The sequence below is a fragment of the Stenotrophomonas thermophila genome (assembly GCF_001499715.1).
GTDB lineage: Bacteria > Pseudomonadota > Gammaproteobacteria > Xanthomonadales > Xanthomonadaceae > Stenotrophomonas > Stenotrophomonas hibiscicola.
In genome coordinates this window covers 28,759-55,287 of sequence record NZ_CVIW01000002.1, presented here as the reverse complement: position 1 = coordinate 55,287, position 26,529 = coordinate 28,759, and the positions used below count along the sequence as shown (strand labels likewise).

The 26,529-nt window shown below is 67.8% G+C and carries 31 protein-coding genes; 10 read left to right on the top strand and 21 right to left on the bottom strand.

Annotated features, from left to right (window positions below; all coding sequences use genetic code 11):
• Positions 1-12: 12 nt before the first annotated feature.
• From hpf to BN1263_RS02485, 7 genes are all read right to left on the bottom strand, one after another.
• Positions 13-330 carry a ribosome hibernation-promoting factor, HPF/YfiA family gene (gene hpf / locus BN1263_RS02515; RefSeq protein ID WP_004147311.1) on the bottom strand — a complete coding sequence of 106 codons (318 nt, stop codon included), beginning with the start codon at positions 328-330 and terminating at the stop codon, positions 13-15.
• A gap of 58 nt (positions 331-388) precedes the next feature.
• A complete protein-coding gene (locus BN1263_RS02510; protein ID WP_058979379.1) occupies positions 389-1,810 on the bottom strand; it encodes an RNA polymerase factor sigma-54 in 1,422 nt (473 codons plus the stop codon).
• Positions 1,811-1,849: 39 nt separating this feature from the next.
• Positions 1,850-2,569: an LPS export ABC transporter ATP-binding protein gene (gene lptB, locus BN1263_RS02505; protein WP_019659449.1), complete on the bottom strand. Its 720-nt coding sequence runs from the start codon at positions 2,567-2,569 to the stop codon at positions 1,850-1,852.
• A complete protein-coding gene (gene lptA / locus BN1263_RS02500) occupies positions 2,569-3,120 on the bottom strand; it encodes a lipopolysaccharide transport periplasmic protein LptA (RefSeq protein ID WP_058979378.1) in 552 nt (183 codons plus the stop codon). Before lptA ends, lptB begins: the two co-directional genes overlap by 1 nt.
• A gap of 103 nt (positions 3,121-3,223) precedes the next feature.
• Positions 3,224-3,799 (bottom strand): LPS export ABC transporter periplasmic protein LptC, encoded by a 576-nt coding sequence (gene lptC, locus BN1263_RS02495; RefSeq protein ID WP_058979375.1) that lies wholly within the window; start codon positions 3,797-3,799, stop codon positions 3,224-3,226.
• Positions 3,796-4,344, bottom strand: coding sequence for a KdsC family phosphatase (locus tag BN1263_RS02490; RefSeq protein WP_019659446.1), 549 nt, complete (start codon positions 4,342-4,344; stop codon positions 3,796-3,798). The genes lptC and BN1263_RS02490 overlap by 4 nt, the downstream gene beginning before the upstream one ends.
• A gap of 66 nt (positions 4,345-4,410) precedes the next feature.
• Positions 4,411-5,412 carry a KpsF/GutQ family sugar-phosphate isomerase gene (locus tag BN1263_RS02485; RefSeq protein WP_019659445.1) on the bottom strand — a complete coding sequence of 334 codons (1,002 nt, stop codon included), beginning with the start codon at positions 5,410-5,412 and terminating at the stop codon, positions 4,411-4,413.
• A gap of 54 nt (positions 5,413-5,466) precedes the next feature.
• On the opposite strand from BN1263_RS02485, the gene BN1263_RS02480 reads away from it, so the two are divergent.
• Genes BN1263_RS02480 through BN1263_RS02470 form a run of 3 tightly spaced genes read left to right on the top strand, consistent with a single transcriptional unit; the run spans position 5,467 to position 7,304 of the window.
• Positions 5,467-5,697 (top strand): BolA family protein, encoded by a 231-nt coding sequence (locus tag BN1263_RS02480; protein ID WP_021202589.1) that lies wholly within the window; start codon positions 5,467-5,469, stop codon positions 5,695-5,697.
• A gap of 21 nt (positions 5,698-5,718) precedes the next feature.
• On the top strand, positions 5,719-6,990 hold the full coding sequence (gene murA / locus BN1263_RS02475) for a UDP-N-acetylglucosamine 1-carboxyvinyltransferase (protein WP_058979374.1): 1,272 nt from the start codon (positions 5,719-5,721) through the stop codon (positions 6,988-6,990).
• Positions 6,987-7,304 (top strand): hypothetical protein, encoded by a 318-nt coding sequence (locus BN1263_RS02470; RefSeq protein WP_032957609.1) that lies wholly within the window; start codon positions 6,987-6,989, stop codon positions 7,302-7,304. Before murA ends, BN1263_RS02470 begins: the two co-directional genes overlap by 4 nt.
• Before the next feature lie 114 nt (positions 7,305-7,418).
• Here BN1263_RS02470 and BN1263_RS02465 read toward each other — a convergent pair whose 3' ends face one another.
• The 7 genes from BN1263_RS02465 to purM all read right to left on the bottom strand — a co-directional run bounded on the left by BN1263_RS02465 (position 7,419) and on the right by purM (position 12,335).
• The gene (locus BN1263_RS02465) at positions 7,419-8,102 is read right to left on the bottom strand and encodes a DUF3108 domain-containing protein (protein ID WP_019659442.1); all 684 of its coding nucleotides are present in this window, start codon (positions 8,100-8,102) and stop codon (positions 7,419-7,421) included.
• 2 nt (positions 8,103-8,104) lie between these two features.
• Positions 8,105-8,923 (bottom strand): DUF3108 domain-containing protein, encoded by an 819-nt coding sequence (locus BN1263_RS02460; RefSeq protein ID WP_058979372.1) that lies wholly within the window; start codon positions 8,921-8,923, stop codon positions 8,105-8,107.
• Positions 8,924-8,991: 68 nt separating this feature from the next.
• Entirely contained in the window at positions 8,992-9,651 is a 660-nt protein-coding gene (purN, locus tag BN1263_RS02455; RefSeq protein ID WP_021202586.1) for a phosphoribosylglycinamide formyltransferase, read from the bottom strand.
• Complete coding sequence (locus BN1263_RS02450) at positions 9,648-10,307, bottom strand: DUF2238 domain-containing protein (protein WP_019659439.1); 660 nt, start codon at positions 10,305-10,307, stop codon at positions 9,648-9,650. Before BN1263_RS02450 ends, purN begins: the two co-directional genes overlap by 4 nt.
• 40 nt (positions 10,308-10,347) lie before the next feature.
• Positions 10,348-10,770 (bottom strand): hypothetical protein, encoded by a 423-nt coding sequence (locus BN1263_RS02445; protein WP_058979369.1) that lies wholly within the window; start codon positions 10,768-10,770, stop codon positions 10,348-10,350.
• The gene (locus BN1263_RS02440; RefSeq protein ID WP_019659437.1) at positions 10,767-11,255 is read right to left on the bottom strand and encodes a hypothetical protein; all 489 of its coding nucleotides are present in this window, start codon (positions 11,253-11,255) and stop codon (positions 10,767-10,769) included. Before BN1263_RS02440 ends, BN1263_RS02445 begins: the two co-directional genes overlap by 4 nt.
• Before the next feature lie 21 nt (positions 11,256-11,276).
• Positions 11,277-12,335: a phosphoribosylformylglycinamidine cyclo-ligase gene (gene purM / locus BN1263_RS02435; protein ID WP_019659436.1), complete on the bottom strand. Its 1,059-nt coding sequence runs from the start codon at positions 12,333-12,335 to the stop codon at positions 11,277-11,279.
• Between the two features lie 99 nt (positions 12,336-12,434).
• Here purM and BN1263_RS02430 point away from each other — a divergent pair, with 99 nt between their 5' ends.
• Genes BN1263_RS02430 through hda form a run of 3 tightly spaced genes read left to right on the top strand, consistent with a single transcriptional unit; the run spans position 12,435 to position 15,447 of the window.
• On the top strand, positions 12,435-13,574 hold the full coding sequence (locus tag BN1263_RS02430) for a DUF2066 domain-containing protein (RefSeq protein WP_019659435.1): 1,140 nt from the start codon (positions 12,435-12,437) through the stop codon (positions 13,572-13,574).
• The gene (locus BN1263_RS02425) at positions 13,571-14,740 is read left to right on the top strand and encodes an AI-2E family transporter (protein ID WP_058979367.1); all 1,170 of its coding nucleotides are present in this window, start codon (positions 13,571-13,573) and stop codon (positions 14,738-14,740) included. The genes BN1263_RS02430 and BN1263_RS02425 overlap by 4 nt, the downstream gene beginning before the upstream one ends.
• On the top strand, positions 14,740-15,447 hold the full coding sequence (gene hda, locus BN1263_RS02420) for a DnaA regulatory inactivator Hda (protein WP_021202582.1): 708 nt from the start codon (positions 14,740-14,742) through the stop codon (positions 15,445-15,447). Before BN1263_RS02425 ends, hda begins: the two co-directional genes overlap by 1 nt.
• Before the next feature lie 508 nt (positions 15,448-15,955).
• On the opposite strand, the gene murU is transcribed toward hda, so the two are convergent.
• The 4 genes from murU to BN1263_RS02400 all read right to left on the bottom strand — a co-directional run bounded on the left by murU (position 15,956) and on the right by BN1263_RS02400 (position 19,586).
• Positions 15,956-16,666, bottom strand: a complete 711-nt coding sequence (gene murU, locus BN1263_RS02415) for an N-acetylmuramate alpha-1-phosphate uridylyltransferase MurU (protein WP_058979366.1) — start codon at positions 16,664-16,666, stop codon at positions 15,956-15,958.
• Positions 16,663-17,688 carry an aminoglycoside phosphotransferase family protein gene (locus BN1263_RS02410; RefSeq protein ID WP_058979365.1) on the bottom strand — a complete coding sequence of 342 codons (1,026 nt, stop codon included), beginning with the start codon at positions 17,686-17,688 and terminating at the stop codon, positions 16,663-16,665. The genes murU and BN1263_RS02410 overlap by 4 nt, the downstream gene beginning before the upstream one ends.
• 64 nt (positions 17,689-17,752) lie before the next feature.
• Positions 17,753-18,022: a GlsB/YeaQ/YmgE family stress response membrane protein gene (locus BN1263_RS02405; RefSeq protein ID WP_019659430.1), complete on the bottom strand. Its 270-nt coding sequence runs from the start codon at positions 18,020-18,022 to the stop codon at positions 17,753-17,755.
• A gap of 70 nt (positions 18,023-18,092) precedes the next feature.
• Positions 18,093-19,586 carry a M20 family metallopeptidase gene (locus BN1263_RS02400; protein ID WP_058979363.1) on the bottom strand — a complete coding sequence of 498 codons (1,494 nt, stop codon included), beginning with the start codon at positions 19,584-19,586 and terminating at the stop codon, positions 18,093-18,095.
• A 199-nt stretch (positions 19,587-19,785) separates the two neighbouring features.
• Here BN1263_RS02400 and BN1263_RS02395 point away from each other — a divergent pair, with 199 nt between their 5' ends.
• The 4 genes from BN1263_RS02395 to BN1263_RS02380 all read left to right on the top strand — a co-directional run bounded on the left by BN1263_RS02395 (position 19,786) and on the right by BN1263_RS02380 (position 22,932).
• Positions 19,786-20,112 carry a ComEA family DNA-binding protein gene (locus tag BN1263_RS02395; RefSeq protein ID WP_032955193.1) on the top strand — a complete coding sequence of 109 codons (327 nt, stop codon included), beginning with the start codon at positions 19,786-19,788 and terminating at the stop codon, positions 20,110-20,112.
• Positions 20,113-20,463: 351 nt separating this feature from the next.
• Positions 20,464-21,546: a L,D-transpeptidase gene (locus BN1263_RS02390; protein WP_058979361.1), complete on the top strand. Its 1,083-nt coding sequence runs from the start codon at positions 20,464-20,466 to the stop codon at positions 21,544-21,546.
• Between the two features lie 17 nt (positions 21,547-21,563).
• Positions 21,564-22,289, top strand: a complete 726-nt coding sequence (locus BN1263_RS02385; protein ID WP_058979359.1) for a murein L,D-transpeptidase catalytic domain family protein — start codon at positions 21,564-21,566, stop codon at positions 22,287-22,289.
• Between the two features lie 34 nt (positions 22,290-22,323).
• A complete protein-coding gene (locus tag BN1263_RS02380; protein WP_058979357.1) occupies positions 22,324-22,932 on the top strand; it encodes a HutD/Ves family protein in 609 nt (202 codons plus the stop codon).
• A gap of 113 nt (positions 22,933-23,045) precedes the next feature.
• Here the strand turns inward: BN1263_RS02380 and BN1263_RS02375 are convergent, their stop codons facing one another.
• From BN1263_RS02375 to BN1263_RS02365, 3 genes are read right to left on the bottom strand one after another with little or no spacing between them, the layout of a single operon-like run.
• On the bottom strand, positions 23,046-24,650 hold the full coding sequence (locus tag BN1263_RS02375; RefSeq protein ID WP_058979354.1) for a sulfite reductase subunit alpha: 1,605 nt from the start codon (positions 24,648-24,650) through the stop codon (positions 23,046-23,048).
• Positions 24,647-25,618, bottom strand: a complete 972-nt coding sequence (locus BN1263_RS02370; protein ID WP_058979352.1) for an FAD:protein FMN transferase — start codon at positions 25,616-25,618, stop codon at positions 24,647-24,649. Before BN1263_RS02370 ends, BN1263_RS02375 begins: the two co-directional genes overlap by 4 nt.
• A 55-nt stretch (positions 25,619-25,673) precedes the next feature.
• Positions 25,674-26,477 carry a DUF4198 domain-containing protein gene (locus BN1263_RS02365; RefSeq protein WP_058979350.1) on the bottom strand — a complete coding sequence of 268 codons (804 nt, stop codon included), beginning with the start codon at positions 26,475-26,477 and terminating at the stop codon, positions 25,674-25,676.
• Between the last annotated feature and the right edge of the window lie 52 nt (positions 26,478-26,529).

Below are 26,529 nucleotides of genomic sequence, written 5' to 3'. Positions count from 1 at the left end.
GAACGGTGGCGATCAGCCACCATTGTCGCCCACCGGCAGCGGCGCGTGCTGCTGTTTTTTCTCCTTGTGCTTGATCACCAGGCGGTCAAGCTTGTCCGCAAGCAGGTCGATCGCGGCATACATGGTCTGGGCATTGGCCTCCGCGTGCAGGGTCTGGCCCGGGATGTTGAGGCTGGCGTCGACATGGTGTTCGGTCTTCTGCAGCTTGAGGGTCACCCGCGCTTCGCAGTGCTGGTCGAAGTGCTTTCCGATCCGGGCCAGCTTTTCCTCCACATAGGACTGCAGGGCCGGGGTGACTTCGACATCTTTGCCAAACGTTTCGATGCGCATCGGGTTTCTCCTGTGTTCGGATGTGCCAATGAACCTCTCCGCCGGGCGCGGCGGCGCGTCAAGCGATTCTGACCCTTTCGTGCGAGGCGGAAATGTTCATGGCTTCACGATACTTCGCCACGGTGCGCCGCGCTACTGGGATTCCCGACGATTTGAGCAGGTCAGCCAGCTTGGCGTCAGAAAGCGGCTTGCGCGGATTCTCATCGTCGATCAGGCGCCGGATCATCGCCTGGATGGCGGTGCTGGACGCCTCGCCGCCGCCTTCGGTATCGATGCCGGAGGCGAAGAAGGCCCGCAGTGGCAGGGTGCCGCGCGGGGTGCGCACGTGCTTGCGGGCGATCGCACGCGACACCGTGGATTCGTGCAGGCCCAGTTCGGTGGCAATCTCGCGCAGGGTCAGTGGGCGCAGCGCCTGCTCGCCGAATTCAAGGAAGCCGGCCTGCTGCAGGATCAGGCTGCGCACGACGCGCAACAGGGTTTCGCCGCGCTGCTGCAGGCCTTTCAGCAGCCAGCGTGCTTCCTGCAGCTGGGCACGCAGGTAGCCGGCATCGGCATCGCCGCAACGCCGGATAAGCTGTTCGTAGCCGCGGTGGATCACCACCTTCGGCCCGGCATGGGCGGCCAGTGCAGCGCGCCACACGCCGTTCTGCCGCCATACCACCACGTCCGGCACCACGTAAGCGTCCTGCGACAGCGGTGCGATCTGCGTGCCCGGGCGCGGGTCCAGCGAGCGCAGCAGCGCGACGGCAGTCTCGACCTCGTCCATCGGCTGCTTCAACTCATGAGCAAGCCCGGCGACGCCACTGCGTGGCAGCCGTTCCAGCGGGCCTGCGGCAATCTGTCGCGCCAGCGCCAGCCCGGGCGTTTCGCCGGGCAGCACATCCAGCTGCAGCAGCAGGCATTCGCCCAGCGTGCGTGCAGCCACACCCACCGGATCGAAGCGCTGGATGCGATGCAGCACGGCGAGGATCTCGTCCTCGCCGGCGTGGATCGCCGGCAACAGGGTGTCGGCGATGGTGCCCAGCGGTTCGCGCAGATAACCGTCATCGTCCAGTGCATCGATGAGCGCGGCACCGATGCTGCGATCACGTGGGGACAGATGCGACAGATGCAGCTGCCACAGCAGATGGTCGGCCAGCGTTTCGGTTTCGGCTACGCGCTCGGCGGCGCTGCCATTGTCGTCGTCATCGTCGAAGCTGCCGCCGCTGCCGGACGCGTTCCAGTCCAGTTCCGCCGGCGCCCAGTCGTCGCCGGCATCGGCGCGTTCTGCGGGCGCATCGTTGCCGTTGTCGTCGCCTTCGCCGGCAGGACTGCTGCTGTCACTGCTGTCGGCCCAGTCCAGCAGCGGATTGCTTTCCACCGCCTGCGCGATTTCCAGCTCCAGCTCGGTGGTGGACATCTGCAGCAGCTTGATCGCCTGCTGCAACTGGGGCGTAAGCACCAGTTGCTGTCCCAACGATGTCTGCAGCCGAGTCTTCATGCCTGTGCCGAAAGGAAGGAAAGGGACCCGGCGACTGCTTCACAGCTTGAAGGAATCCCCGAGGTAGACGCGGCGTACATCGGCGTTGTCCAGGATCGCTTCCGGCGAACCCTGGGCCAGCACGCTGCCCTCGGCGAGGATATACGCGCGGTCGCAGATACCCAAGGTCTCGCGCACGTTGTGGTCGGTGATCAGCACGCCGATGCCACGCTGCTTGAGATGGGTGACGATGCGCTGGATCTCGCCGACCGAAATCGGATCGACACCGGCGAACGGCTCGTCAAGCAGGATCAGGCGCGGCTGCGCTGCCAGGGCGCGGGCGATCTCGCAGCGGCGGCGTTCGCCACCGGACAGGCTGGCGCCAAGCTGGTCGGCAACATGGCCCAGCTGCAGTTCGTCGAGCAGGCTGTTCAATTCGCGCTCGCGGCCGGCCGCATCCAGGTCTTCGCGCAGCTCCAGCACCAGGCGGATGTTGTCGGCCACGGTCAGCTTGCGGAATACCGACGGTTCCTGCGGCAGATAGCCCACGCCCTGCTTGGCGCGGGTATACATCGGGTCGCCGGTGATGTCCTTGCCGTCGAGCACGATGCTGCCAGCGTCAGCCGCAACCAGGCCGACGATCATGTAGAAGCAGGTGGTCTTGCCGGCACCGTTGGGGCCCAGCAGGCCGACCACTTCGCCGGCGTCGAGGGTCAGCCCGAAATCCTTGACGACTTCGCGCTGCTTGTACTTCTTGCGCAGGCCCTTGGCGACGAGCATTACTTCCTGCTCCCGGCCGGCTGCGCCGGCGTGGTGGCCTTGGGCTGTGCCGCAGGCGCGGCCGGGGTCTTGTTCTTCGGCGGGATGACGGTGCGCACACGGCTGCCGTCACCACCGGAGTTCATTTCGCCGGTGCGGGTGTTGTAGACCATGCGCTGGCCGGCATTGGTGCCGCGCGCGCTGGTGACCTTGTAGTTGCCGGTCAGGGTGATGATCTCGGTCTTGATGTCGTAGTCGATGCGGTCGGCAACGGCATCCATCCAGGTGCCGTCATCGAGCTGCTGCTTCATCTTGGCCTGCTTGCCAGTGAACACCGCGCGCACGGCTTCGCCATCCTTGAGGTAGATCTCGGCCTCGGACGAGCGCAGGTCCAGCGTGCCCTGGGTGATGATCACGCCCTGCGACAGCACGGTCTTGCCGTCGCCGGTGAGCGTGCCGGACTGGGCGCCGGAATCGATGTGCATGTCTTCGTTGCGGTCGGTGGACTTGGCGAAGGCGGCGCTGGGGACAAGAAGACCGAGCGCGAGTACGGCGGCAAAGGGAATCTTCATCGGGGTCCGTTCTACCGGTGGGGGCCTCCCGGGCGGGCCGGGGGCGGAGGGTGGGGCTGCCAGCCCTGCGCCTGTCCGGAGACGTCGCGGGCTGGCGGCGGAATCAGCGTTTGGGCGTGTAACGGCCCTTGGACTGGCTGAGGAAATGATACGTGTTGTTCTTCGAATCCACTTCGAAGCCGACGCCGGACTGTTCCATGCCCGGGCGGGTCATGGTCACCAGGGCGTCGGTGCGGGCGCGGTTCTCCTTCGGGAACACGTCCAGATGGTCGGTGCGGAAGGTGGTCGGCACCACGCCCGGATCGGCCGGGCTGTCGCCGGCCACATTGCCGCGCAGCTTCATCTGGTCGCCCTTAGCGCTGAGCCAGCCGGTCTCGGCACGCAGGGTCCAGTGCTTGCCATCCTTGTCCGGCATCTCGAACAGCGGTGTGGCGATGTTGATGGTCTGGTCGCCACGCTGGCGCTCCAGCCGCGGCGCACGCAGGGTGGTCAACTCCTTGCCGTGCTCATCCAGGGCCACGATCTGGAAGTCGTGCAGAACGTAGTCCACACCCGGCTCCTGGCTGTCGTTGGCCGGGCCCTTGTCGCGGTTGCGCAGGGCGGCCCAGCTGCTGAGCAGCGCCGCCAGCAGCAGGCCGACGCCCAGCAGGGTGCGCCAGTTCAGTGTCGGCAGGCTCATGCGCCGAACCTCGCCAGCACCGCATCCACGTGGCCCTGTGCGGCCAGCAGGATGTCGCACAGTTCGCGGGCGGCGCCACGTCCGCCGTCGGCGCGGGTCTGCCAGTGCACGCGCTCGGCGATCCACGGGTGGGCGTTGGCCGGGGCCACTGCCAGGCCGACCGCGCCCAGCGGCGCCAGGTCCGGCAGGTCGTCGCCCATGAAGGCCACCTGCTCCAGGCCGACGCCGTGCTGCGCGCACAGCGCCTGCACGCTGGCCAGCTTGTCGCCCACGGCGATCTGGGTGTCGATGCCGAGGTCGGCGCCGCGCTTGAGCGCGGACTGGCTGTTGCGCGCGGTGATCAGCACGGGGTGGATACCGTGCTGCTGCAGCAGTTTCAGGCCCAGGCCATCCTGCACGAAGTACGCCTTGCTCTCGTTCCCTTCCTTGTCGTAGTACAGCCGACCGTCAGTGAGGGTGCCGTCCACGTCGAAGCAGGCCAGGCGGACGCGGGCCGCAGCGGCATGCAGGTGGGCAGGGAAGGCGGGCAGCGGGGACCAGGGCATCAGGGCAGCAGGCTCGGTGGGGTCGGGTGGGGCATTACAGACTGAATGGGGTCTACGGACTGTCGGTTAAACCACCCGGGCCCGCAACAGGTCATGAATGTTCAGGGCGCCTACCGCACGGCCCTGGTCATCGACCACGATCAGGCCGTTGATTTTCTGGGTTTCCATCTGCCGCGCGGCCTCCACGGCCAGCTGGTCGGCCCCGATGGTGCGCGGGTTGCGGGTCATCACGTCGGCGATCTTCGCGGTGCGCACGTCAAGCGCGCTGTCCAGCGCGCGGCGCAGGTCGCCGTCGGTGAACAGGCCGATCAGCACGCCATCGGCGTCGACCACGGCGGTCATCCCGAGTCGCTTGCGGCTCATTTCCACCAGCGCCTCGCTGAGGCTGGCGTCGGCACCCACGCTGGGCAGGTCCTCGCCGCTATGCATGACGTCGGTGATGTGCAGCAGCAGGCGGCGGCCGAGGCTGCCGGCCGGGTGCGAGCGGGCGAAATCGTCGGCGGTGAAGCCGCGTGCGTCGAGCAGGGCCACGGCCAGCGCATCGCCCATCGCCAGCGAGGCGGTGGTGCTGGAGGTCGGCGCCAGCGCCAGCGGGCAGGCCTCGGCCGGCACGCTGACGTCCAGGTGGATATCGGCGGCGGTGGCCAGGCTGGACTGCGGGCGGCCGGTCATGGAGATCAGCAGGTTGCCCTGGCGCTTGAGCACCGGCAACAGCATGAGCAGCTCGTCCGACTCCCCCGAATAGGACAGCGCCAGCACCACATCGTCCTCGGTGATCATGCCCAGGTCACCGTGTCCGGCCTCGCCAGGGTGCACGTAGAACGCCGGGGTGCCGGTGGAGGCCAGGGTGGCGGCGATCTTGCGGGCGATGTGCCCGGATTTGCCCATGCCGGTGGCGACCACACGCCCGCGGCTGGCCAGGATCGCCTGGCAGGCCTGCTGGAAGGCCTCGCCGAGGCGGTCAGCCACGGCCTCCAGTGCCTGCCGCTCGATCTCGAACACGCGGCGGCCACTGGCGATCAGGCCGGCAGGGTCGGCAGAACGGGGAGGCAACAGGGATTCGGCCATGCGGACGCCACGCAGCGGAAGTAGAATGGATGCACATTTTATTAGGAAAGCCCGTTGGACGCCGACACCATCCGCAATCTGATCGAAACCGGCCTGCCTGGCGCCCGCGCCGATGTGCGTGGCGACGATGGCGTGCATTTCGAAGCGACCGTGGTCTGCGAGGCCTTTGCCGGCAAGATGCCGCTGGCCCGCCACCGGATGGTCTATGCCACCCTCGGCGACCTGATGGGCGGCGCCATCCACGCGCTGGCACTGAAAACCGTGACCCCGGCCGAAGCCGGCTGAACCGCAGAAGATTCCCAATACATGGCCAAGATCGTTGTGACCGGCGGCGCTGCGCTGCACGGTGAAGTGAGCATCTCCGGCGCCAAGAACGCCGTCCTTCCCATCCTCTGCGCGACCCTGCTGGCCGATGCGCCGGTGGAGATCACCAACGTGCCGCACCTGCACGACGTGGTCACCACGGTGAAGCTGCTGGGCGAACTGGGTGCCAAGGTCACCATCGACCAGGGCACGCTGTCGCGCGGCAGCGCGATCGTGGTCGACCCACGTTCGGTCAACCAGCACGTGGCACCTTACGAGCTGGTCAAGACCATGCGCGCCTCGATCCTGGTGCTGGGCCCGCTGCTGGCCCGCTTCGGCGCGGCCGAAGTGTCGCTGCCGGGCGGCTGCGCGATCGGCTCGCGTCCGGTCGACCAGCACATCAAGGGCCTGCAGGCGCTGGGTGCCGAGATCGTGGTCGAGAACGGCTTCATCAAGGCCAGCGCCAAGCGGCTGAAGGGCGGCCACTTCACCTTCGACATGGTCAGCGTCACCGGCACCGAGAACGTGCTGATGGGCGCGGTGCTGGCCGAAGGCACCACCGTCCTCGACAACTGCGCGATGGAACCGGAAGTGACCGATCTGGCGCATTGCCTGATCGCGCTGGGCGCGAAGATCGAAGGCCTTGGCACTGCCCGCCTGGTCATCGAAGGCGTCGAGCGCCTGTCCGGCGGCCGCCACGAAGTGCTGCCCGACCGCATCGAAACCGGTACCTTCCTGGTCGCTGCGGCGATGACCGGCGGCAAGGTCACGGTCAACCGTGCGCGCCCGAACACCATGGACGCGGTGCTGTCCAAACTGGTCGAGGCCGGTGCGAAGATCGAGACCACCGAAGACACCATCACCCTGGACATGCAGGGCAAGCGACCGAAGGCGGTCAACCTGACCACCGCGCCGTACCCCGCATTCCCGACCGACATGCAGGCGCAGTTCATGGCGCTCAACTGCGTGGCCGACGGCGTGGGCGTGATCAACGAAACGATCTTCGAGAACCGTTTCATGCACGTCAACGAACTGCTGCGCCTGGGCGCGGACATACAGGTTGAAGGCCACACCGCCATCGTGCGTGGCAGCGAGACCCTGAGCGGTGCGCCGGTGATGGCCACCGACCTGCGTGCCTCGGCCTCGCTGATCCTGGCCGGCCTGATGGCCAGCGGGGAGACCACCATCGACCGCATCTATCACCTTGATCGTGGCTACGAGAACATCGAAGAGAAGCTGTCTTCGCTCGGTGCCACCATCCGGCGCGTGCCATGATCCTGCGCGGCAAGTTCAGCCCGCGCCGCAAGGCGCTGCTGGCCTTGGTGCTGATCGTGCTGGCGTGGCTGGGCTATGCCTGGTACGCCAACATCGCCATCACCCAGGGCATCGAGCAGAAGGACATGGACTGGAACGGCGACGGCACGGTCTCGCGTGACGAGATCATCGAATCGTTCTACGCGGTCGCGGTGAACGACAGCCAGGACGGCAACCGCCATTGCCGCACCTTCGTCTGGCGCAGCACCGGCGAGCAGATCCGCGTGGACTGCCGCACCGAGTTCAAGCCCGCTGCGGCCGAGGAAAAGAAGTAAGAAAAACGCCCGCGAAAGCGGGCGTTTTTCCCGGGGCGTCCATCCACGCATGGCGTGGATCTACTCCAGGTTTCCAGTAGATCCACGCCATGCGTGGATGACGTGGATCTCCGGTCAGTTCAGCGCCTTGATGGTCAGGTCCAGCGCATCACGTCCGCCCTCACGCTGCAGCATGCGCGCCGGCACCGGGAACTCCGGCACGATCCAGGCGATCAGCTCCTTGTTGCCGTCGGCGCGCGAGACCTTGGTGGCCTCGTAGCTCTTGCCGCCCACGGTGATCGATTCCTTGCCGACCACGCGGTAGGTCATGTTCTTGATGCGGCCTTCGTCGACCATGCGATAGGTCAGCGGCTTGCCGGCGGCCAGGTCACGGGTGATCGCCAGGTTGATCAGCAGCGCATCCATGTCACCGGCCTTCAGCGCGATGGGGCCGGCACGGTCCGGCTTGATGTCGCCGGTCCAGGTGGCCTGGTTGCTGGTCCAGTTGTAATTGGCCTGCACGTTGCGCTTCTTCACCAGCAGCGCCGAGCGGTCCTGGCTGCTCAGCGGGCGCAGTTGCCCACGCACTTCCTCGAACACGGTGCTCTGGCTCAGGTCGGCCAGCTGGTTCTTCACCTGGAGGCTGTAGCGCCACTTGTTGCTGCCTTCGTTGGACAGGGTCATCGTGCCGTTGGCCTGCATGCCCATGTAGCTGGCCAGGTAATCCGCCTTGAAAGGTTGCAGGGCCATGGCCGGCAGGCTGGCCACGGACAGGGCAGCGGCCGCGATCCAGGCGAGGGGGCGGGTCGGGATGCTCATGCTCAGACTCCTTGGTATTCGATCAGGCGCAGATCGACGCGGTCTTCGCCGTCTTCGCGTTGCAGGATGCGCACCGGGGTGGGGACCCCGTTGGCGATCCAGAGGATGGTTTCATTGTTGCCGCCGTTGGTCCGGTAGACCCGCAGCGCGTTGTAGGACAGGTCGCCGACCTCGACGTTCTCGGTCTGCGGCGCGGCCTGGTAGTCATGCTGGCGGACCTTGCCCATGTCCACGTAGCGGTAGTGCATCGCGGCGCCTGGGCGGGCGTCGCGCATGATTGCCAGATTGATCAGCAGCGCACTCTGGTCGCCCGGCTGCAGCGGAATCGGCTGTGCGCGCTTCTTCTCGACATCGCCGCTCCACTGCGCGGTACCGGCCTGCCAGTTGTACGTGCCGACCGCCTTCTTGCCGAGAAACAGGCCCTTGCGCACCGTGCTCTGGCTCAGCGGTGCATAGGAGCCAGCGCGCTCCTCGAAGACCGTGCTCTGCTCGATGTTCAGTCCCAGCACGCTGGCGAACCCGCGGCGGCCGACCACCTGCATGTCCACCCGCCACTGGTTGCCGCCGGTGTGGGTGACCTGCATGCTGGCGTCGCCGGCCTCCTTGCCCTTGTAGAAGGCCTGGTAGGTGGCGCTGAACGGCTGCAGCGGCGGCGGTTCCCACGCCAATGCCGGCAGGGCCGGGGCCGTCGTTCCGGCCGGCGGTTGCACCGCTGGCGCCGGAACCGGCGAGGCAGGCGCCTGTGCCTGGCCCCAACCCACGCCGGGAAGCACGACAAGCGACAGCAGCAATGAAGTGGACAGCAGGGTCGTGGTCTTCATGGAGGACAGGAGCTGCAGGAGGGGGGCAGGATGCCAGCCCCGCAGTCAGCGGGGCGTGTGCGTGGGCGTTACCGGTTCAGGTTCCCGGCGGAATCTAGGACCAGTGGGCTAAACAGGGGGTGACCATCCAGCAGTGGCTGGCCCTCCCGTTCAGCCAGGCGGCCGGCGCACAGCAGCTGCAGGGTGGCGATCAGCAGCGGATGCTCCACCGCCAGCACACGCGCCGCCAGGCTGTCGGCGTCATCGCCGGGCATCACCGGCACCCGCGCCTGGGCCAGCACGGCGCCGGCATCCAGCTCGGGCACCACCAGGTGCACGCTGGCCCCATGCTCCGCATCGCCGGCGTGCAGCGCCCGCGCATGCGTGTCCAGCCCCTTGTGCAGCGGTAGCAGGGAGGGGTGGATGTTGACCAGCCGGCCATTGAAGCGCTGCACGAAGTCGGCGCCGAGAATGCGCATGTAGCCGGCGCAGACGATCAGATCCGGCGCGACCGCGGCCAGTGCATCGCCCAAGGCCTGCTCGTAGGCGGCGCGGTCACCGAATTCTTTCGGTGCATGCGCCCAGCGCAGGCTGTCGCCGACCCGTTGCAGCGCGGCTGCGGCTGGGCGGTCGGAGAACACGCCGACAACCTCGGCGGGCAGGCGGCCGTCAGCAATTGCGTCAAGGATGGCCTGCAGGTTGCTGCCGCGGCCGGAGGCGAGCACGGCAATGCGGGTGGGCGTGCTCATTGCCGGGCACTCCGGCGGATCAACGGCCAGGTCAGCAGACTGCCCAGGGTCGCCAGCAGCATGTCGGCATGAGCGTCCCACATGTCGCCCTGCTGCCCGTTGTAGGCCTCGGCGGCGTCGGGCGACAGGGCAAGCGCGATGGCCCACTCGAACCACTCGTAGACCAGGCTGGCGCACATCACCGTCATCACCGCCAGGCTGAAGGCCTGGCCCAGGCGCAGCGCCGGCCAGGCATGCCGGGCCAGCTGCAGCAGCGCGGGGGTGAAGCAGACGCCGAACAACAAGTGGATGAGACGGTCGAAGTGGTTGCGCTGCCAGCCGAAGGCGGCATTCGGCGACCAGCCGGCCAGCGCCTGTGCCCAAGCGTCGTAGGGCACGTTGGAGTACAGCCAGCGCGCGCCCACGCAATGCAGTGCGATGAAGCCACAGATCGCGATGAAGGCGCCATTGCCCAGCCAGCCACGACGGTCCACCCAGAGCAGGGCAGCCAGGCCGACGACGGTGAGCGAGCTGTGCAGGGCCTGTTCGACGGGCCACAGCGGATCGATCCAGCTGACCAGGAACACGGCCAGTACGGCGGCGAAGGCCAGCTTCTTGGGCAGTGAAACACGATAGCCGCGGGCAGTGGCGTTTGCGGCGGTGGCGGGCGCGGACATGTCGGATCGGTCAGGAGGAAGCGATGGGTTGCCTGCGGGCTCAGGCACTGAGGTGGTCGCCGCGGTCGAACAATGCGGCCATGTCAGGCTTGGACAGGAACACCCGGGCATAGGCCGTCAGCGCCATGCCCAACGGGCCGGCAAGCACTGCCAGCCATGCCGCGCGCTGGCACCAGGCCAGCCCGGTGCGGCGCGACAGCAGGCGCGCGGTGTGCAGCTGTACGAAGCCAAGCGCCGCCGCCAACAACGAAATGACCCCGTAGACCGTGGCCAGCGCCGCGCCTTCGTCCAACCCGCGGGAACTGGCGACCAGGCCGATGAAACCGAGGAAGGCCAACGCGGCCAGCCAGTGGAAACCTGCCAGCGCGTAGAACAGCACCTTCAGCGTCTGCAGGTGGCTGGCCAACTGCAGCTGCGCCAGGGTCTGCTGTGGCAATGGCGGAGGCGCGCCCGGCATCGTCATGCAGCCGTGCCAGCTGCATCGAAGGCGGCCTTCACCTGCGGGCGCAGCAGTGTGACCAGGGTGAACACCCCTAGAACGGTGCCCAGCGGCGCGAACAGGCAGAGCAGGCCGGCCACGATCAGGCACAGCAGGTAACGACGCCGCCGGGCCACGCAGCGGCCGGCATGGATGACGAATGCGGCCATGCCCAGGCCGCCGGCGACGAACACGGTCCCCAGGACCGTGAACACCCAGCCGAACAGGCGCTGTTCGGCCGGCGACGAGGGCTGGCCCCCGGAGTTCATCGGCAGATGGCCGCTCAGCGCACTGATGCCGAGCACGATGTACAGAATGAAAAACAGCGAGAGCAGCGCAATCAGGCCACCGAACACATAGTGGGCGATGGACAGCGCGCGCAGGTGGTCAGCGTCCTGCCTGCTGAAGACCGGCACCGCCGCCAACGGCGGTGGTACCGGGGTGGGTGCCAGGGGGGGCGTTGCGTCCATGCGGGCTCCTGGTTGCCGGGCTCAGCCGATGTGGACGCGCTCGGCGCCTTCGGCGGTGACCACCTGGCCGATGGTCCAGTGCTCCAGGCCCTGCGCCCTGACCGCCTCGGACACGGCAGCCTCCTGGTCCGGCGCGACGATCAGCACGAAGCCGATGCCGCAGTTGAAGGTGCGCCACATCTCGCTGTCGGCCACGGCGCCTTCCTTCTGCAGCCACTGGAATACCGGCGGCAGGGTCCAGGACGAGGCCTGGATGTCCAGGCCGAGGCCGTCGGGCACCACGCGGATGATGTTCTCGGTCAGCCCGCCACCGGTGATGTGGGCCATGCCGTGAATGGCCTCGCCGTGTGACTTCAGCAGCGCCAGGATCGGCTTGACGTACAGGCGGGTCGGCGCCATCAGCGCATCGACCAGCTTCACACCGCCTTCCAGCTCCAGCTCGGCCGGGCGGCCGGCACGGTCGTAGATGCGGCGCACCAGCGAGTAGCCGTTGGAGTGCGGGCCGGACGAGGCGATGCCGATCAGCACGTCGCCGGCAGCCACGCTGGCGCCGTCCTTCAGCTCGCTCTTCTCGACCGCGGCCACCGTGAAGCCGGCCAGGTCGTATTCGCCCGGGGCATACATGTCGGGCATTTCAGCGGTTTCACCACCGATCAGCGCGCAGCCGGCCTCGGTGCAGCCGTTGGCGATGCCGCCCACGACCGCTGCGGCGGTGTCGATGTCCAGCTTGCCGGTCGCGAAGTAGTCCAGGAAGAACAGCGGCTCGGCACCCTGTACCAGCACGTCGTTCACGCACATGGCGACCAGGTCGATGCCGATCGTATCGTGGCGGTTCAGCTGGTGCGCCAGCTTCAGCTTGGTGCCCACGCCGTCGGTACCCGACACCAGCACCGGCTCGCGGTACTTGTTGGACAGGTCGAACAGGGCGCCGAAGCCGCCCAGGCCGCCCATCACTTCCGGCCGGAAGCTGCGCTTGACCAGGGGCTTGATCCGCTCGACCAGCTCGTTGCCGGCGTCGATGTCGACACCCGCGTCACGATAGGTAAGGGGGGAGGGGGCGGAAGACGGGGTGTTGGTCACGGGCGTCGGCGCTGGCAGGGGTTGAACGGGCGATTTTAACAGGCCGCATTGGCGCAAAGGCCGTATTCGGGCAACAATTCCCCCGGATACGTCGAGCCAATGGATGTCCTGATGCGCCGCAGCCTGATTCTGACCCTGCTCCTTGCGCTGAGCCTGCCGGTGGCCACGATGGCCCAGAGCGGCCTTCGCACCGAGGGTGATGTCGCCACCGCCAGTGGCGCGTACGAGGCCGAAGTGCCCGTCAACAGCCAAGCCGAAGCCGATCGCAACGGCGCCCTGGCCCGCGCCCTGAGCGTGGTACTGGGCAAGCTGTCCGGTGATCGCAACGTGATGTCGCGCCCCGGTGTGGTGCAGGCACTGCGCAATGCCAAGGACTACGTGGCCAGCTACGACTACAAGCAGGACCAGAGCGTAGGCGCCAGCGGCGCGCCGAGCTTCCGGACCCTGCTGGTGGCCCGTTTCCGCGAGGACGACGTCGATTCGCTGGTCTCGGCGCTGGGCCTGCCGCTGTGGCCGCAGCCGCGACCAAAGCCGGTGGTGTGGCTGGCCGTGGATGACGGCAGCGGACCGCGCCTGGTCAGCGTGCAGCAGGCCAATGCCGCCCGCCCACTGCTGAACCGCGCCATCGAGCGCGGCTACAAGCTCGGCCTGCCCAGCGGCGGTGCCGCCGAGCAGGCGCTGGCCGGTGCCATCTGGCGCCAGGACAGTGCCGCCGTGGCCCGCGCCTCCTCGCGCTACTCACCGCCGATGCAGCTGATCGGCAAGCTCTACCGCGCCAACGGCGGCTGGCAGGCGGACTGGGTGTTCGTCGACAACGGCCGTGAGCTGAACAAGTGGACCAGCAAGGACGCCAACGCCATGCGGGCGATGGCGGCCGGCGCCGATGGCGCCGCCGACGCGCTGGTCAGGCGCTATGCGAAGGCCGGCGCCGCCGTCGGCCAGGCCGGAACCTACCGCGTGGTGGTCACCGGCATCAACAGTGCCGACGACTACCTGCGCCTTGCCGCCGGCCTGCGCGAGGTGCCGGTGGTGCGCAACGTCACCCCGCTGCATGCTTCGGCCGGCCAGCTGGAGCTGAGCCTGGAGATGACCACCGGCCTGGCCGGCTTCAACCGCATGCTGGGCGACAACGGTGTACTGGTGCCGAGCGCGCCGCTGCCGGCCCTGCCGACGCCGATCGACGACACCACCGGTGCCCCGGTCGCAGCACCGGTCAGCAATGAGTACCGCCTGCGATGACCCTGACCCCGGAAGCGGAAATCGCGCAGTTCCTGCGCCGGCTGAAGTACATCCTGTTCGCCGGCCTGGTCGGCTGGGTGGTGTGGCTGCTGGCCCCGATCCTGACCCCGTTCGTGCTGGCGCTGGCACTGGCCTGGCTGGGCGACCCGCTGGTGGACCGCATCGAGGCCACCGGCCGCTCGCGCATGACCGGCGTGGTGCTGGTGTTCGCGGCGATGGTGCTGGTGATCGTGGCGCTGCTGCTGGTGCTGGTGCCGATGATCGAGCGCCAGATCACCACCCTGATCGCGGTCGCGCCGCAGGCGCAGGCGTGGCTGATGGAAAAGGGGATTCCCTGGTTCGAGCAGAAGACCGGCCTGGAAGTGATGCAGTGGCTGGATCCGGACCGCCTGATCGAGTGGGTGCGCAGCCACTGGCAGCAGGCCGGCGGCGTCGCCACCACGTTCATGGGCTACGTCTCGCGTTCGGGTTTTGCGATGGTGACCTGGGTGGTCAACATCCTGCTGCTGCCGATCCTGGCGTTCTACTTCCTGCGCGACTGGGACAAGCTGGTCGAGCGGGTGGCCTCGGTGATTCCGCGCAACCACATCGGCACCATCACTGCGCTGGCGCGTGAGTCCAACGAGGTGTTGGGGGCGTTCATCCGCGGCCAGTTCCTGGTGATGCTGGCATTGGGCGTGATCTACGCCGGCGGCCTGTCGTTGGTAGGCCTCAAGCTGGGCCTGCTGATTGGCCTGATTGCCGGCCTGATCAGCTTCATCCCCTACCTGGGCGCGACCACCGGCGTGCTGATGGCGGTGATTGCCGCGCTGGTGCAGGCACAGGGCTTCGACCTGAAGCTGCTGATCCTGGTCGGCGTGGTGTTCACCGTGGGCCAGCTGCTGGAGAGCTACGTACTGACCCCGCGCATTGTCGGCGACAAGATCGGCCTGCATCCGGTGGCGGTGATCTTCGCGGTAATGGCCGGCGGCCAGCTGTTCGGCTTCCTCGGCATGCTGCTGGCGCTGCCGGTGGCGGCGGTGACCAACGTGCTGCTGCGCTATGCGCACCAGCGTTACCGCCTGAGCGAGCTGTACGTGGGCGAGAAGCCGGCGATCGTGCTTGATGGCGTGGTCGATGCGCCCCATATCATCGTTCCGACCGACAAGGGCCCCGACCTGAAGTGATGGGTGTGCCGCAACTGCCGCTGGCCCTGCATTACCCGCGGGACCAGCGCTTGGAGACCTTCATCGGCGCGCCGGATGGCGCGCTGGCGCAGCTGCGTGCGATCGCGGTCGGCGCCAGCCACGATTGGGTCTACCTGGAAGGCGCGGCGGGCACCGGCAAGACCCACCAGGCGCTGGCGACGTGCTCCAGCGCCGAGCAGGCCGGGCGCCTGCCGACGTACGTGCCACTGGCCAGCGCCGCCGGCCGCGTTCGTGCAGCGCTCGACGGGCTGGACGCACGCGAACTGGTGGCGCTGGACGGGCTGGACGAGGTTGCCGGCAACCGCGAGGACGAGATCGCGCTGTTTGATTTCCACAACCGCGCGCGTGCAGCAGGCGTGACCGTGCTGTACACGGCGCAGAAGGCGCCGGAAGAACTGGGCCTGGTACTGCCGGACCTGCGTTCGCGGCTGGGCCAGTGCGTGCGCGTGCTGCTGCAGCCGCTGGATGAGGAAGGTCGTGCTGCGGTGCTGCGCGAGCGCGCGCTGCGACGCGGCCTGGCCATCGACGAAGCGGCCATCGAGTGGCTGCTGTCGCACACCGGGCGCGAGCTGGGTGGGTTGATCACGCTGCTGGACTGGCTGGACCGCGAATCGCTGGCGGCGAAGCGGCGGATCACCGTGCCGTTCCTGCGCCAGGTGCTGGAAGAAGGCCGGCCTCGTTACTGAGGGTGGGGTTTGTTTGCAGGGCTGCGCCCTGCACCCGCGGTAGTGCCGGCCGCTGGCCGGCAACTTCAACAGCAACGTCAAATGCTGGCTTCCTGAGGGGGGGGGGGTGGCTCAGGTTGCGGGGGACGGCGCAAGTACGTCCATGTAGCCTCGATCGCGCCATCCATGGCGCTCACGCCCCCGCAACCGGACCCACCCCGCCTTCGACAGGTTCCCGCGATCTGCCGGGACTGCGTACTGCACTGCTGACGGCTGTTGGTGGGTGTCGACCTTGGTCGACACCAGAGCAAGCGCAGCGAAGCGATCCGCTTTTGATTTTCTTTTTCTTTTCCGTGGCTGGACGCGCACGGAAACTGTCAGAGGCCGGTCGGGGTGGGCTGCGCAGGGGCGTGAGCCGCATGGATGCGGCGACCGAGCTTACATGGACGTACTTGCAGCGTCCCCTGCGCAGCCCACCCCGACCGGCCAAGCACGGCTTCTGCTTTCAATGAGTCCAGCCACGAGGGGCTCAGCCGTTCGCCGCCAACTCAACATCCAGCGCATGCAGGCGATCCACGGTACCCACATCGGTCCAACGCCCGCGATGGTGCTGCCCGGTCATCAACCCCTGCGCCATGAAATGCTTCTGCAGCGGCACCACCGAGAACTTCGGCGGAACACGCTCGCTGCCCGGCGCATCGCCGATCACCGCGCGCCAGTCGGCCACGATCGAAGGACGGTACACGCCGATGCCGGCATAGGTCAGGCAGGGACCTTCGCGGTCATGGTGCAGCACCCCCTGCGTATCGAGGCGGTAGTCACCGTCGGGGTGTTGCGCCGGATTGTCGACCAGCACCAGGTGTGCCTGGCCCTGCGGCTCGCGCGGCAGCGTGGCGAAATCGAAATCGGTCCAGATGTCGCCGTTCACCACCAGGAACGGGGCATCGCCCAGCACCGGCAATGCGTTGAGGATGCCGCCGCCGGTTTCCAGCGGGGTCGGCCCTTCGTGCAGGAAATGCAGGCGCACGCCCCATTGGCTGCCATCGCCCAGCGTTGCAGGGAACTGCTCGGCCAGCCATGCGGTGTTGACCACCACCTCGCGCACGCCGAGTGCGGCCAGGCGTTCCAGGTGCCAGACGATCAACGGCTTTCCAGCCACTTCCAGCAGCGGCTTGGGCGTGTGCAGGGTCAGCGGGCGCATGCGCTCGCCGAGGCCAGCGGCAAAGACCAGCGCCTTCATCGGGCCACGCGCATCGGTGCACCCAGCTCGGCCAGCGCCGGCTTGATGCGCTCGTCCAGCAGCTGCTGCAGCGGTGCCAGCTCGTGGTAGCGCGGCAGTACTTCATCCAGGTAGCCGATGAAGCGCGGCGCGTCGTCCAGGTAATGGCCCTTGTTGTCGCGGTAGCGCAGGCGGCAGAACAGGCCAAGGATCTTCACGTGGCGCTGGATACCCATCCAGTCGGCATCGCGCAGGAAGGTGGCGCGGTCGGGTACCGGCAGGCCGGCGTCGCGTGCGCGCTCGTGGTACTGCGCCAGCCACTCGTCCACGCGCTGCAGCGGCCAGCTCAGGAAGGCGTCCTTGAACAGGCTCACCGCATCGTAGGCGATCGGGCCACGCACCAGGTCCTGGAAATCCAGCACCGCGGGGCCGTCCTCGACCGGCATCAGGTTGCGCGGCATGTAGTCGCGGTGGGTCATCAGCTGGGCCTGGCCCAATGCGTTGTCCATCAACCGGCGGTGTACCAGCTGCAGCCCTTCAATCTCGCCACAGTCCAGTTCCAGCTGCAGGTGGCGCTGCAGGAACCACTCGTCGAACAGGCCGGCATCGCGCTGCAGCAGCGCTTCGCCGAACTGGCCGAAGTCGGCCGGCACCGGGATCGCCTGCAGGCGCAGCAGCTGTTCGATCGAACGGCCGAACCATTCATCGGCGTTGCGCTCGTCGAGGATCCTGGCCAGGGTCGGGCCGCCGAGATCTTCCAGCAGCAGGAAGCCGGCTTCCAGGTCCTGCGCCAGCAATGCTGGCACGCGCAGGCCGTTGTCGTGCAGCAGGCCGCGCATGCGCAGCCACGGCCGCGGATCTTCCAGCCCCGGCGGAGCGTCCATCACGATGTGGCTGCCGCGCGTGCTGGTGGTACGCCAGTAGCTGCGCATGCCGGCATCCACCGAAGCGCGTTCGACTACCGCGTTGGCGTCATCGAGCTGGGTACGGGCCCACTGCAAGCGCTGCGCGCTGCGCTGGGGATCGGAGGCGGGTTCGGTCATGCGGGCATATCCGGGCGCGCCGGGCGCGCCAACGTCGGGAGCAGGAGGGGAAGGAGGGACGGGGTCAGCGGCGGCCGCTGAACAGGCGCAGGACGGCCAGCACGGCCACCGCGCCCACTACCGCACCGAGGAAACCGGCCGGTTCGCCGGGAGCGTACCAGCCCATGTACTGGCCGAACCAACCGGCCACCAGCGCGCCAATGATGCCCAGCACGATGGTCAGCAGGCAGCCCATGCGGTTGTTGCCGGGCATGAAGAAGCGCCCGAGCAGGCCGACGACGAAGCCGACCAGCAGGATGTACAGCCAGCTGCTGCTGCCGAACAGACCATTCATGTGCATGTGTTCCGCTTTGGGTGGACGCAGCCTAGCAAGGCCAGGCTGCGTCCGTCACGGTGTGCCGTAATCAGCAGCAGCCGTGGTCGCCGTGGCGGGGGCCGCTGTCGGCAGCCACTGGCGAACCGCTGGTCTCGCCGCGCAGGCTGGCGGCATAGTGCTCGCTGATCACCTTGGACACGCAGGCGGTGACCTTCTTGCCCATCGGGATGTGCAGGAACTCGTTGGGGCCATGTGCATTGGAATGCGGGCCGAGCACGCCGGTGATCATGAACTGCGCGCCCGGGAACTTCTCGCCCAGCATGCCCATGAACGGGATCGAGCCGCCTTCGCCCATGTACATCGCCGGCTTGCCGAAGAAGGCCTGGCTGGCGTCGTCAATGGCCTGGGTCAGCCACGGCGCCATGGCCGGTGCGTTCCAGCCGGTGGAGGCCTTTTCCAGGTCCAGGGTGACCTGCGCGCCGTTCGGCGGGTCGCGCAGCAGCGCTTCCTTCAGCAGTTCCCCGCAGGTCTTGCCATCGGCAGTCGGCGGCAGGCGCAGCGAGAGCTTCACCGAGGTCTGCGGACGCAGCACGTTGCCGGCCGATTCCAGCGGCGGCATGCCACCGACGCCGGTGACCGACAGCGCCGGGCGCCAGGTGCGGTTGAGCACCAGCTCGGTCAGGTCCTCGTTCATGGGGCGCAGGCCGTCGACCATCGGGAATTTCTCGAAGATCTCGGTATCCACCACTTCGGCCGCGCGCTTGGCCTGTTCCAGGCGTTCGGCCGGGATTTCCACGTTCATGCCGTCGATCAGGATGCGGCCGGTGTCCTGGTCCTCGATGCGCGACAGCAGCTGGCGCAGCAGGCGGAAGCTGGACGGCACCACGCCGGAGGCATCGCCGGAATGCACGCCTTCGTTGAGCACCTTCACGGTGAAGTTGCCGCCGGTCAGGCCGCGCAGCGAGGTGGTGCACCACAGCTGGTCGTAGTTGGCGCAGCCCGAATCCAGGCAGACCACCAGCGACGGCTTGCCGATGCGGTCGGCCAGGTGGTCGACGTAGGCCGGCAGGTCATAGCTGCCCGATTCTTCACAGGCTTCGATCAGCACCACGCAGCGGGCGTGCGGCAGGCCCTGGGCCTGCAGCGCCAGCACCGCGGCCAGCGAGCCGAAGATGGCGTACCCGTCATCCGCACCGCCGCGGCCATACAGTTTGTCGCCGCGCAGGACCGGGGTCCACGGGCCGAGATCGTCGTCCCAGCCGGTCATTTCCGGCTGCTTGTCCAGGTGGCCGTAGAGCAGGATGGTGTCGTCGCCGGTTTCCGGGCCGGAGGCCGGAATTTCCAGGAAGATCAGCGGGGTGCGGCCTTCCAGGCGCACCACTTCAACCTTCAGGCCGGGCAGCTGCTGGGCCCTGGCCCAGTTCTCCATCAGCGTGACCGCCTGTTCCATGTAGCCGTTCTGCACCCAATTGGCGTCGAACATCGGCGACTTGTTGGGAATGCGGATGTAGTCGACCAACTGCGGGACGATTTCACTGTCCCACTTGTCATTGACGAATTGGCCGAGCTTGGCGCTGTCCATCTGAAACTCCGGTTGCATGGGCTGATCCCGCCATTCTACGCCTGTGCCACGGGTAGGGTTTTTCCTACATCACGTCGGGTGTTTGGCTGGCTTTTAGAAATCCAGGAAACCGATAGGCTGTGTGCATGTGGTGACGGACACTGTTCCTACCGACGGGATTGCCGGTCGGGACGTCCAGAATCACAAGGAGATACACGTCGTGCCTTGGAGTGTCGTGTTGAGGGCACTGGTGCTGGTCGTGTGGATCGCTGGGGCGCATGCCGCCGAACCGATCGACATCAACCGCGCCGATGCCCAGGCGCTGCAGCAGGGATTGACGATGGTCGGAGCCGCCAAGGCCGAGGCGATCGTCGAGCACCGGCGCAGACACGGCCCGTTTCATCGCGTCGAGGACCTGGCGCAGGTGAAGGGGATAGGGAAAGCCATCGTCGAACGGAATCGACAGCGGATCACCGTAGGCAACAGGTTGTTGCCGGCGGATCCGGTACCCGGATCGGTACCGGTGCGAACCGTACCGAGGCGCTGACAGCAGGAATCGTCGGAACCGGCAGGACGCTGGTTCACCGGTCACGGACAGGACGCCCGTGACCACCGACCGCCGCAGGACGCGGCACCACTCACCAGGATGGTGGCATCACAGACCTGTGGAAGGGGCTGAGATACAAACAGGACAGACGCGGCCGCGTGCAGGATGCAACGCTGCCCCCACAGCGCAGGATGCGAGGGGGCGGCAGCAGGCCGACAAGGACGTAACGATTGCCCGGTACGACACATGGCTGTGTCGCCGGGCAATTTCATTTCCGGGGCCTGGTTTTGCCGCGGCCACCACGGGCCGATGGTGTACGGTGGCCGCTCCGCATGGAAAGGACCCCGCTGGATGCTTGTGCACCGCCCCACGACCCTGATGCTCGCCCTGGCACTGACTCTGCCACTGCAGGCCCACGCCGCTGCGCCGATGCCGACAGCCACGCCCGCGGCCGCAGCCAGCACCGCTGAAGTGCGCGGACCGACCGACCTGAAACCGGGCGAATACCTGTGGCATCCGGAAATCTCGCCGACCGGCCCGATCGTGCTGGTGGTCAGCCTCGATGAGCAGCGCGCCTACGTCTACCGCAACGGCATTGCCATCGGCCTGACCACGATCAGCTCGGGCAAGGCCGGGCACGAGACGCCGACCGGCGTGTTCACCATCCTGCAGAAGGACAAGGACCACAGGTCCAACCTCTACAACAGCGCGCCGATGCCGTACATGCAGCGGCTGACCTGGGACGGTATCGCTCTGCATGGCGGCAGCCTGCCCGGGCATCCCGCCTCGCACGGCTGCGTGCGCCTGCCGCAGGCCTTCGCGCAGAAGCTGTTCAGCGAAACTCAACGCGGCGATACCGTGGTCGTGGCCGACGCCAAGAGCTCGCCGATGACCCTGGCCTATCCGTCGGTACTGGCACCCGTGAATGCGCGTGGGCAGGCCCTGCCGGAGGCAGAGGGCGGAGCGCCGGCGCAGGCGTGGTGGAACGACAGCGTGGCCCCGGCCGGGCAGGTCGGCATCCTGGTCAGCCTGCACGACCAGCGCCTGTACGTGCTGCGCGATGGCGTGATGATCGGCGAGTCGCCGTTGAAGGCGGACGCGCTGCCGGCCTTCCAGGGGACCACGCTGTTCGTGATGGGGCAGGGTTACAGCGACACCCCCAGCCCGCTGGACGTGAACCAGCGCCTGCACCAGTGGACGGCCTACCCGTTGCTGGGCCAGGATCGCGCCCAGGCCACGCCGGACCTGCTGGCCACGCCCTCGCTGCCGATGGCGCTGCCGGCCGATTTCGCCCGCCAGCTGTACCAGGTGCTGGTGCCGGGCACGACCCTGCTGGTCACCTCGCTGCCGGCGGTCCGCCCAAGCCCGGCTGAATCCGGAATGCAGCCGGTCTTGGAATCCGAGCCGCCAGGGTCCACCCTCAAGGGCAACTGAGTCCCCTCGTTGTGCCCATGACTGCATCCCGCCTGTGCCGGCTGGCCGCGTTCGGCCTGCTGGCGACCTCGGCCAGCGCCCCGGCGCTGGCACAGACGCCCGCCCTCGCCACCTCTGCCGATGATCTGGCTGCCCTGCTGTCGCGCAGTGCGCCCAAGGCCGACCGCCACGTGTTGCAGCTGGCGGCGCGCGCCATGCGCTGCGCGCTGCAGCGGCCGGAGCTGGGCATCAACGGTGATCGGCTCAGCGTGATCGATTACTCGCGCCCGTCCACCGAGCCGCGCCTGTGGGTGTTCGACCTGGCCCACCAGCGCCTGTTGTTCGAGGAATGGGTGGCGCATGGCCGCAACAGCGGCGAGAACCGCACCGAGCACTTCTCCAACCGCGACGGCAGTTTCATGTCCAGCCTCGGCGCGTTCACCGCGCAGGAGACCTACGTGGGCGGCAATGGATATTCGCTGCGCCTGGCCGGGCTGGAACCGGGCTTCAATGACCGTGCGCGCGATCGCGCGATCGTCATCCACGGCGCACCGTATGTGAACCCGGCCACCGCCCAGCTGCAGGGGCGGCTCGGCCGCAGCCTGGGTTGCCCGGCGGTGCGCCTGTCGGTGGCCAAGCCGCTGATCGACGCATTGCGCGGCGGCACGATGGTGTTTGCTTACTACCCCGACCAGGATTGGCTGAAGCACTCGCAGCTGCTGGCCGGCGGATGCGGTGGCCAGGGCACGCTCACCACGCGGTGATGCGCGACGGCGCGCGGCATGATGCAATGCGCGGATGACCATCGACTCCCTGCTGCACACTCCGAGCCAGGTAATCTCCCGCCTGGACTACCGCCGCGAACGCTGGCGCAACGGCCTGGGCTGGACGCGCGAGATCCTGCGCCTGCCTGCGCAGGGCAATGACTGGGCGCTGCGCCTGTCGGTGGCCGAGATCGAGCAGGACGCCGCGTTCTCCGCCTTCCCCGGCGTGGAGCGCGAACTGGTACTGCTGCAGGGCAATGGCGTGCGTCTTCGCTTCGAGGATGGCCGTGTGGCGGAAGTGCTGCCGCCACACGGGCGGGTGCGCTTTGCCGGCGAGGAAACGCTGCACGGCGAACTGGTCGATGGCACCACACATGATTTCAACCTGATGTGGAAGCGCGAGCTGCTGCAGGCCGAACTGCTGCACCGGCCACTGGTGGGCACGATGTTCTTCTTCTGCGAACCGGGCGTGGCCTGGGCACTGCATCTGCTGGCCGGTCAGGCGGAGTTCGGTGCCGGCAGTGGCCTGCCGCCGCTGCAGGCCGGCGATACCGCGTGGTTGTCAGCGGGTGAACGGCAGCGGCACGCTTTGCAGGGCGGGGGCGAGTTGTTGGTGATACGGGTCAGTGCGGCGGCGGGATGATGCCTCGGCGCCGGTGGGCGCTATCCACGCATGGCGTGGATCTACTGGGGGGTTACCAACCATGCCTTGACACGCCGCGCAGTAGATCCACGCCATGCGTGGATGCGGCGACCTCAATACACATCGCGCCGGTAACGACCGGCCAGCAGCAGCGCTTCCTTGTCCGCAGTCCCCAGCACCTGCTCGATCACCGCATCCACCGCCGGGGCCATGCCCTGCAGGCTGCCGCAGACCAGGATCGTCGCGCCCTCATCCACCCACCGCCGCAGTGTTGCCGCTTCGGCCAGCAACCGGTCCTGCACATAGCGATGCACACCGCCATCGCGGCTGAACACTGCATCCAGCCGCGCCAGCGTGCCGTCGGCCAGCATCGCCTGCAGCTCTTCGCCGAAATGGAAGTCGTGGGCGGCGGTGCGCTCACCGAACAGCAGCCAGGTACGGCGGGCGCCACTGCGTACGCGTTCGTGCAGGTGTGCGCGCAGGCCGGCGATGCCGGTGCCATTGCCGATCAGCAGCAGCGGTACCTCGGCGGCGACGCCGTGGAAATTGTCGTTGCGGCGCAGGCGCAGCTGCACCGGCTCGCCAATGGCCGCGTGGTCGCACAGCCAGCCACTGCCGATGCCGGGCGTGCCGTCCGCGCGCAGCTGTCGGCGCAGCAGCAGCTCCACCGCGCCGTCGGCCATCACTGAGGCGATGGAGTACTCGCGATGCGGCAGCGGCTGCAGGGTCGCCAGCAGCGCGGGCAGATCACCTGGGGGAACCAATGAAGGCAGGTGCGAGCGCGCGACGCGTGCCAGCAACGTCTGCCCGTCGTCCAGCACCCTGTCCGCATCGAAGCGCTGTGCGTCCAGCCAGGCACGCACGGTGTGCGACGCATGCTGCGGGCCGATCTCGGCGATGTCGCCGGCCTGCCACTGCACATCTGCGCCGGCCGGTGGCCGCAGGCGCAACCAATACACTGGACCGCCGGGGCTGCCCGGGTTCAGATGTTCGCGCTGCAGCAGCGTCCACAGCTGGTATTCGGCCGGGCTCCAGTCGGGCAGTTCACTGGCGCCGCCGCCGAGTTGTCCCAGCAGCTGTTGCCAATGACGAAGCGCTGCCGGATCGGCGTTGTCGACCTCGATCGCATCGAACAGCGGATGCGCGCCGTGCTGGCGCAGCCATTGGTCAAGCTGGTGGCCGAATCCGCAGAAGTGGCCGTAGCTGCGGTCGCCCAGTGCGAGCACGCCGTAGTGCAGGTGTTGCAGTGAAGGCGGTGAGACCATGACATCGCGCAGGAACGGCAGCGCATGGTCGGGCGGATCGCCTTCGCCAGTGGTGCTGGCGATGAACAATGCACGCTCGCTGTCGGCCAGCAGCGTGGCGTCGACCTCATGCAGGCCGCGCACACGCACCGGCACGCCGGCACCGCGCAATGCCTCGGCACTGCGTTCGGCCAGTTCGCGGGCAAAACCGGTCTGGCTGGACCAGACCATCAGGATCGGTGCGACGTCGCCAGAGGCAGCATCGTCGCGCGGTCGCCCACGCCACCGCAGTGCGGCGCAGGCCAGCGCATACAGCGCGGTGGCGATGATCGCGATCTGCGTTTGCCGTGCCGGCGGCGCGCCCTGCCACCAGGCTTCGCCGAGATGCAGTCGCAGCAGCGCCCAACCGATCAGCGCCAGCAGAAGCAGGACCAGGCCGTTGCCGAGCCATGCGCGTGACGGCCGGGTGCTCATGCATCCTGCTCGTCGAGCAGGCGCTGGAAGGCGCTGCTGAGGAACTCCCGCGCGCCATCTGCTGCACGGTGCAGGTAGCGTGCAGCCAGGCCTTCGCGCTCGGCCAGTGCCATGCCCTGTTCACGACCGAGGACGGTCAGCGCGGTGGCCCAGGCATCGGCGTGCATCGCATCGCCGGCCACCACCGTGACTGCGGCAGCGACCTGGCGCACCGGCCTGCCGGTACGCGGATCGAGGCTGTGGCTGTAGGCCTCGCCATCGGCGTGGTACTGGTGCCAGCGATCGCCGGAGGTGGCCACCGCCTTGCCCTCCAGTACCAGCACCCGTGGCGGAGTATCGGTCTGCGCATCCTCTTCCGGCGCCGATTCCACCAGCACGCGCCACGGCTGGCCATCCGGTTTCCGGCCATAGCCGGCCAGTTCGCCACCGACCTCGATCAGCGCGGCAGCGATGCCTTGTCCGCGCAGCCACGCGGCGACGTGATCGACGCCGAAGCCCTTGGCGATCGCAGAGAGATCCAGTTCCAGCCCACCCGGTTGCAGCAGCGCATCGCCCTGCCACTGCAAGCGCTGCCAACCGCAGCGCTCGCGCGTGGCCTGTACGGTGGTGGCATCGGGTTGGCGGCGCTCGCCGGCGTGTGCACCGAAGCCCCACAGCGCAACCAGCGGACCGATGGTGGGATCAAAGGCGCCGCTACTGGCGGCAGCGATGGCCTGTGCGCAGGCCAGAACGTGGCGCGTTTCGGCGGGCAGTACACACCATTGGCCAGTGTCGGCGCGGTTGTAGCGGCTCAGATCCGAACCGCGCTCCCAGGTACTCATCTGCGCGACCACCTCGTCCAGGCGCGCCTGGATGCCGGCATGCAGCGGATGCAGGTCGCGCTGGCGCGGCGCAACCAGCGACACGCTCCAGGTGGTGCCCATGGTGGTGCCACCGAGGCGGGCGATGTCGTACAGGGAATCGGTCATGGCGGGTGTTGCGGGCGCGATGCCGGGACGTGCCCGGCATCGCGGTCCACGTCTATTACTGCGGCAGCACTTCCAGCGTGGCGACGTAGCTCAGGCGGCGCTTGGCGGCCTGCTTCACCGAGGTCTTGTTGTCTTCGGTGCCGGTTTCCAGCCAGTACATGCCGGCTTCCGGCCAGGTCACCTTGATCTCGCCCTTGGCGTCGCTGGTGAGCTTCAGTTCGTCCTGTGCGTTGCGGTAGCGGGTGGCACCACGCACGATCTCGAACTCCAGGCCGGCGGTCGGCTTGCCATCGACCAGTACGCGGAAGGTGGCTTCCTCGCCGGCGAACAGGTCATTCGGGTGGCCGACGGCGACCAGCTCGATGCCACGGTTGGTCGGCTTCAGCGCGGTGTCGTTCGGCGCACCGTTGGTGACGAAGGTCTCCACGCGGCCCACCGACTGGCTCAGTTCGAGCTTCTTCGCGTCCTTGGGCAGTTCGCCGAGGGTTGCCACGCTGCCACGCCAGCGCTTGCGCTCGCCGTTCTGCTCGTAGGTGGCGAACAGGCCGTCATTGACCGAGGCGATGCGGTAGGTGCCGGGCTGCTTCAGTTCGATGTCGAACACGCTGCGGTACTTGCCGGTCGCTGCGTTCTGCGGCTGCACGGTGCTGCCGTCCGGCGCGGTGATCACCAGCGATTCCAGGCGCAGCGGCACGTGGTTGAAGTAGAACAGGTCGTTGGAGACCGCACCGTCGACGGTGATCCACGGTGCATTGCCGGCGATCACGGTCTGCGAGGGCAGCAGCCAGGCCTTGTGGGCCAGGGCGGAGAAGGGAAGGGCAGCGGCCAGGGCGGCGGCGAGGACGAGCGTGCGCTTCATGCGGAGGACTCCAGTGGATGCGGGGTGATGCGGCAAGGAGAAGGGGATTACG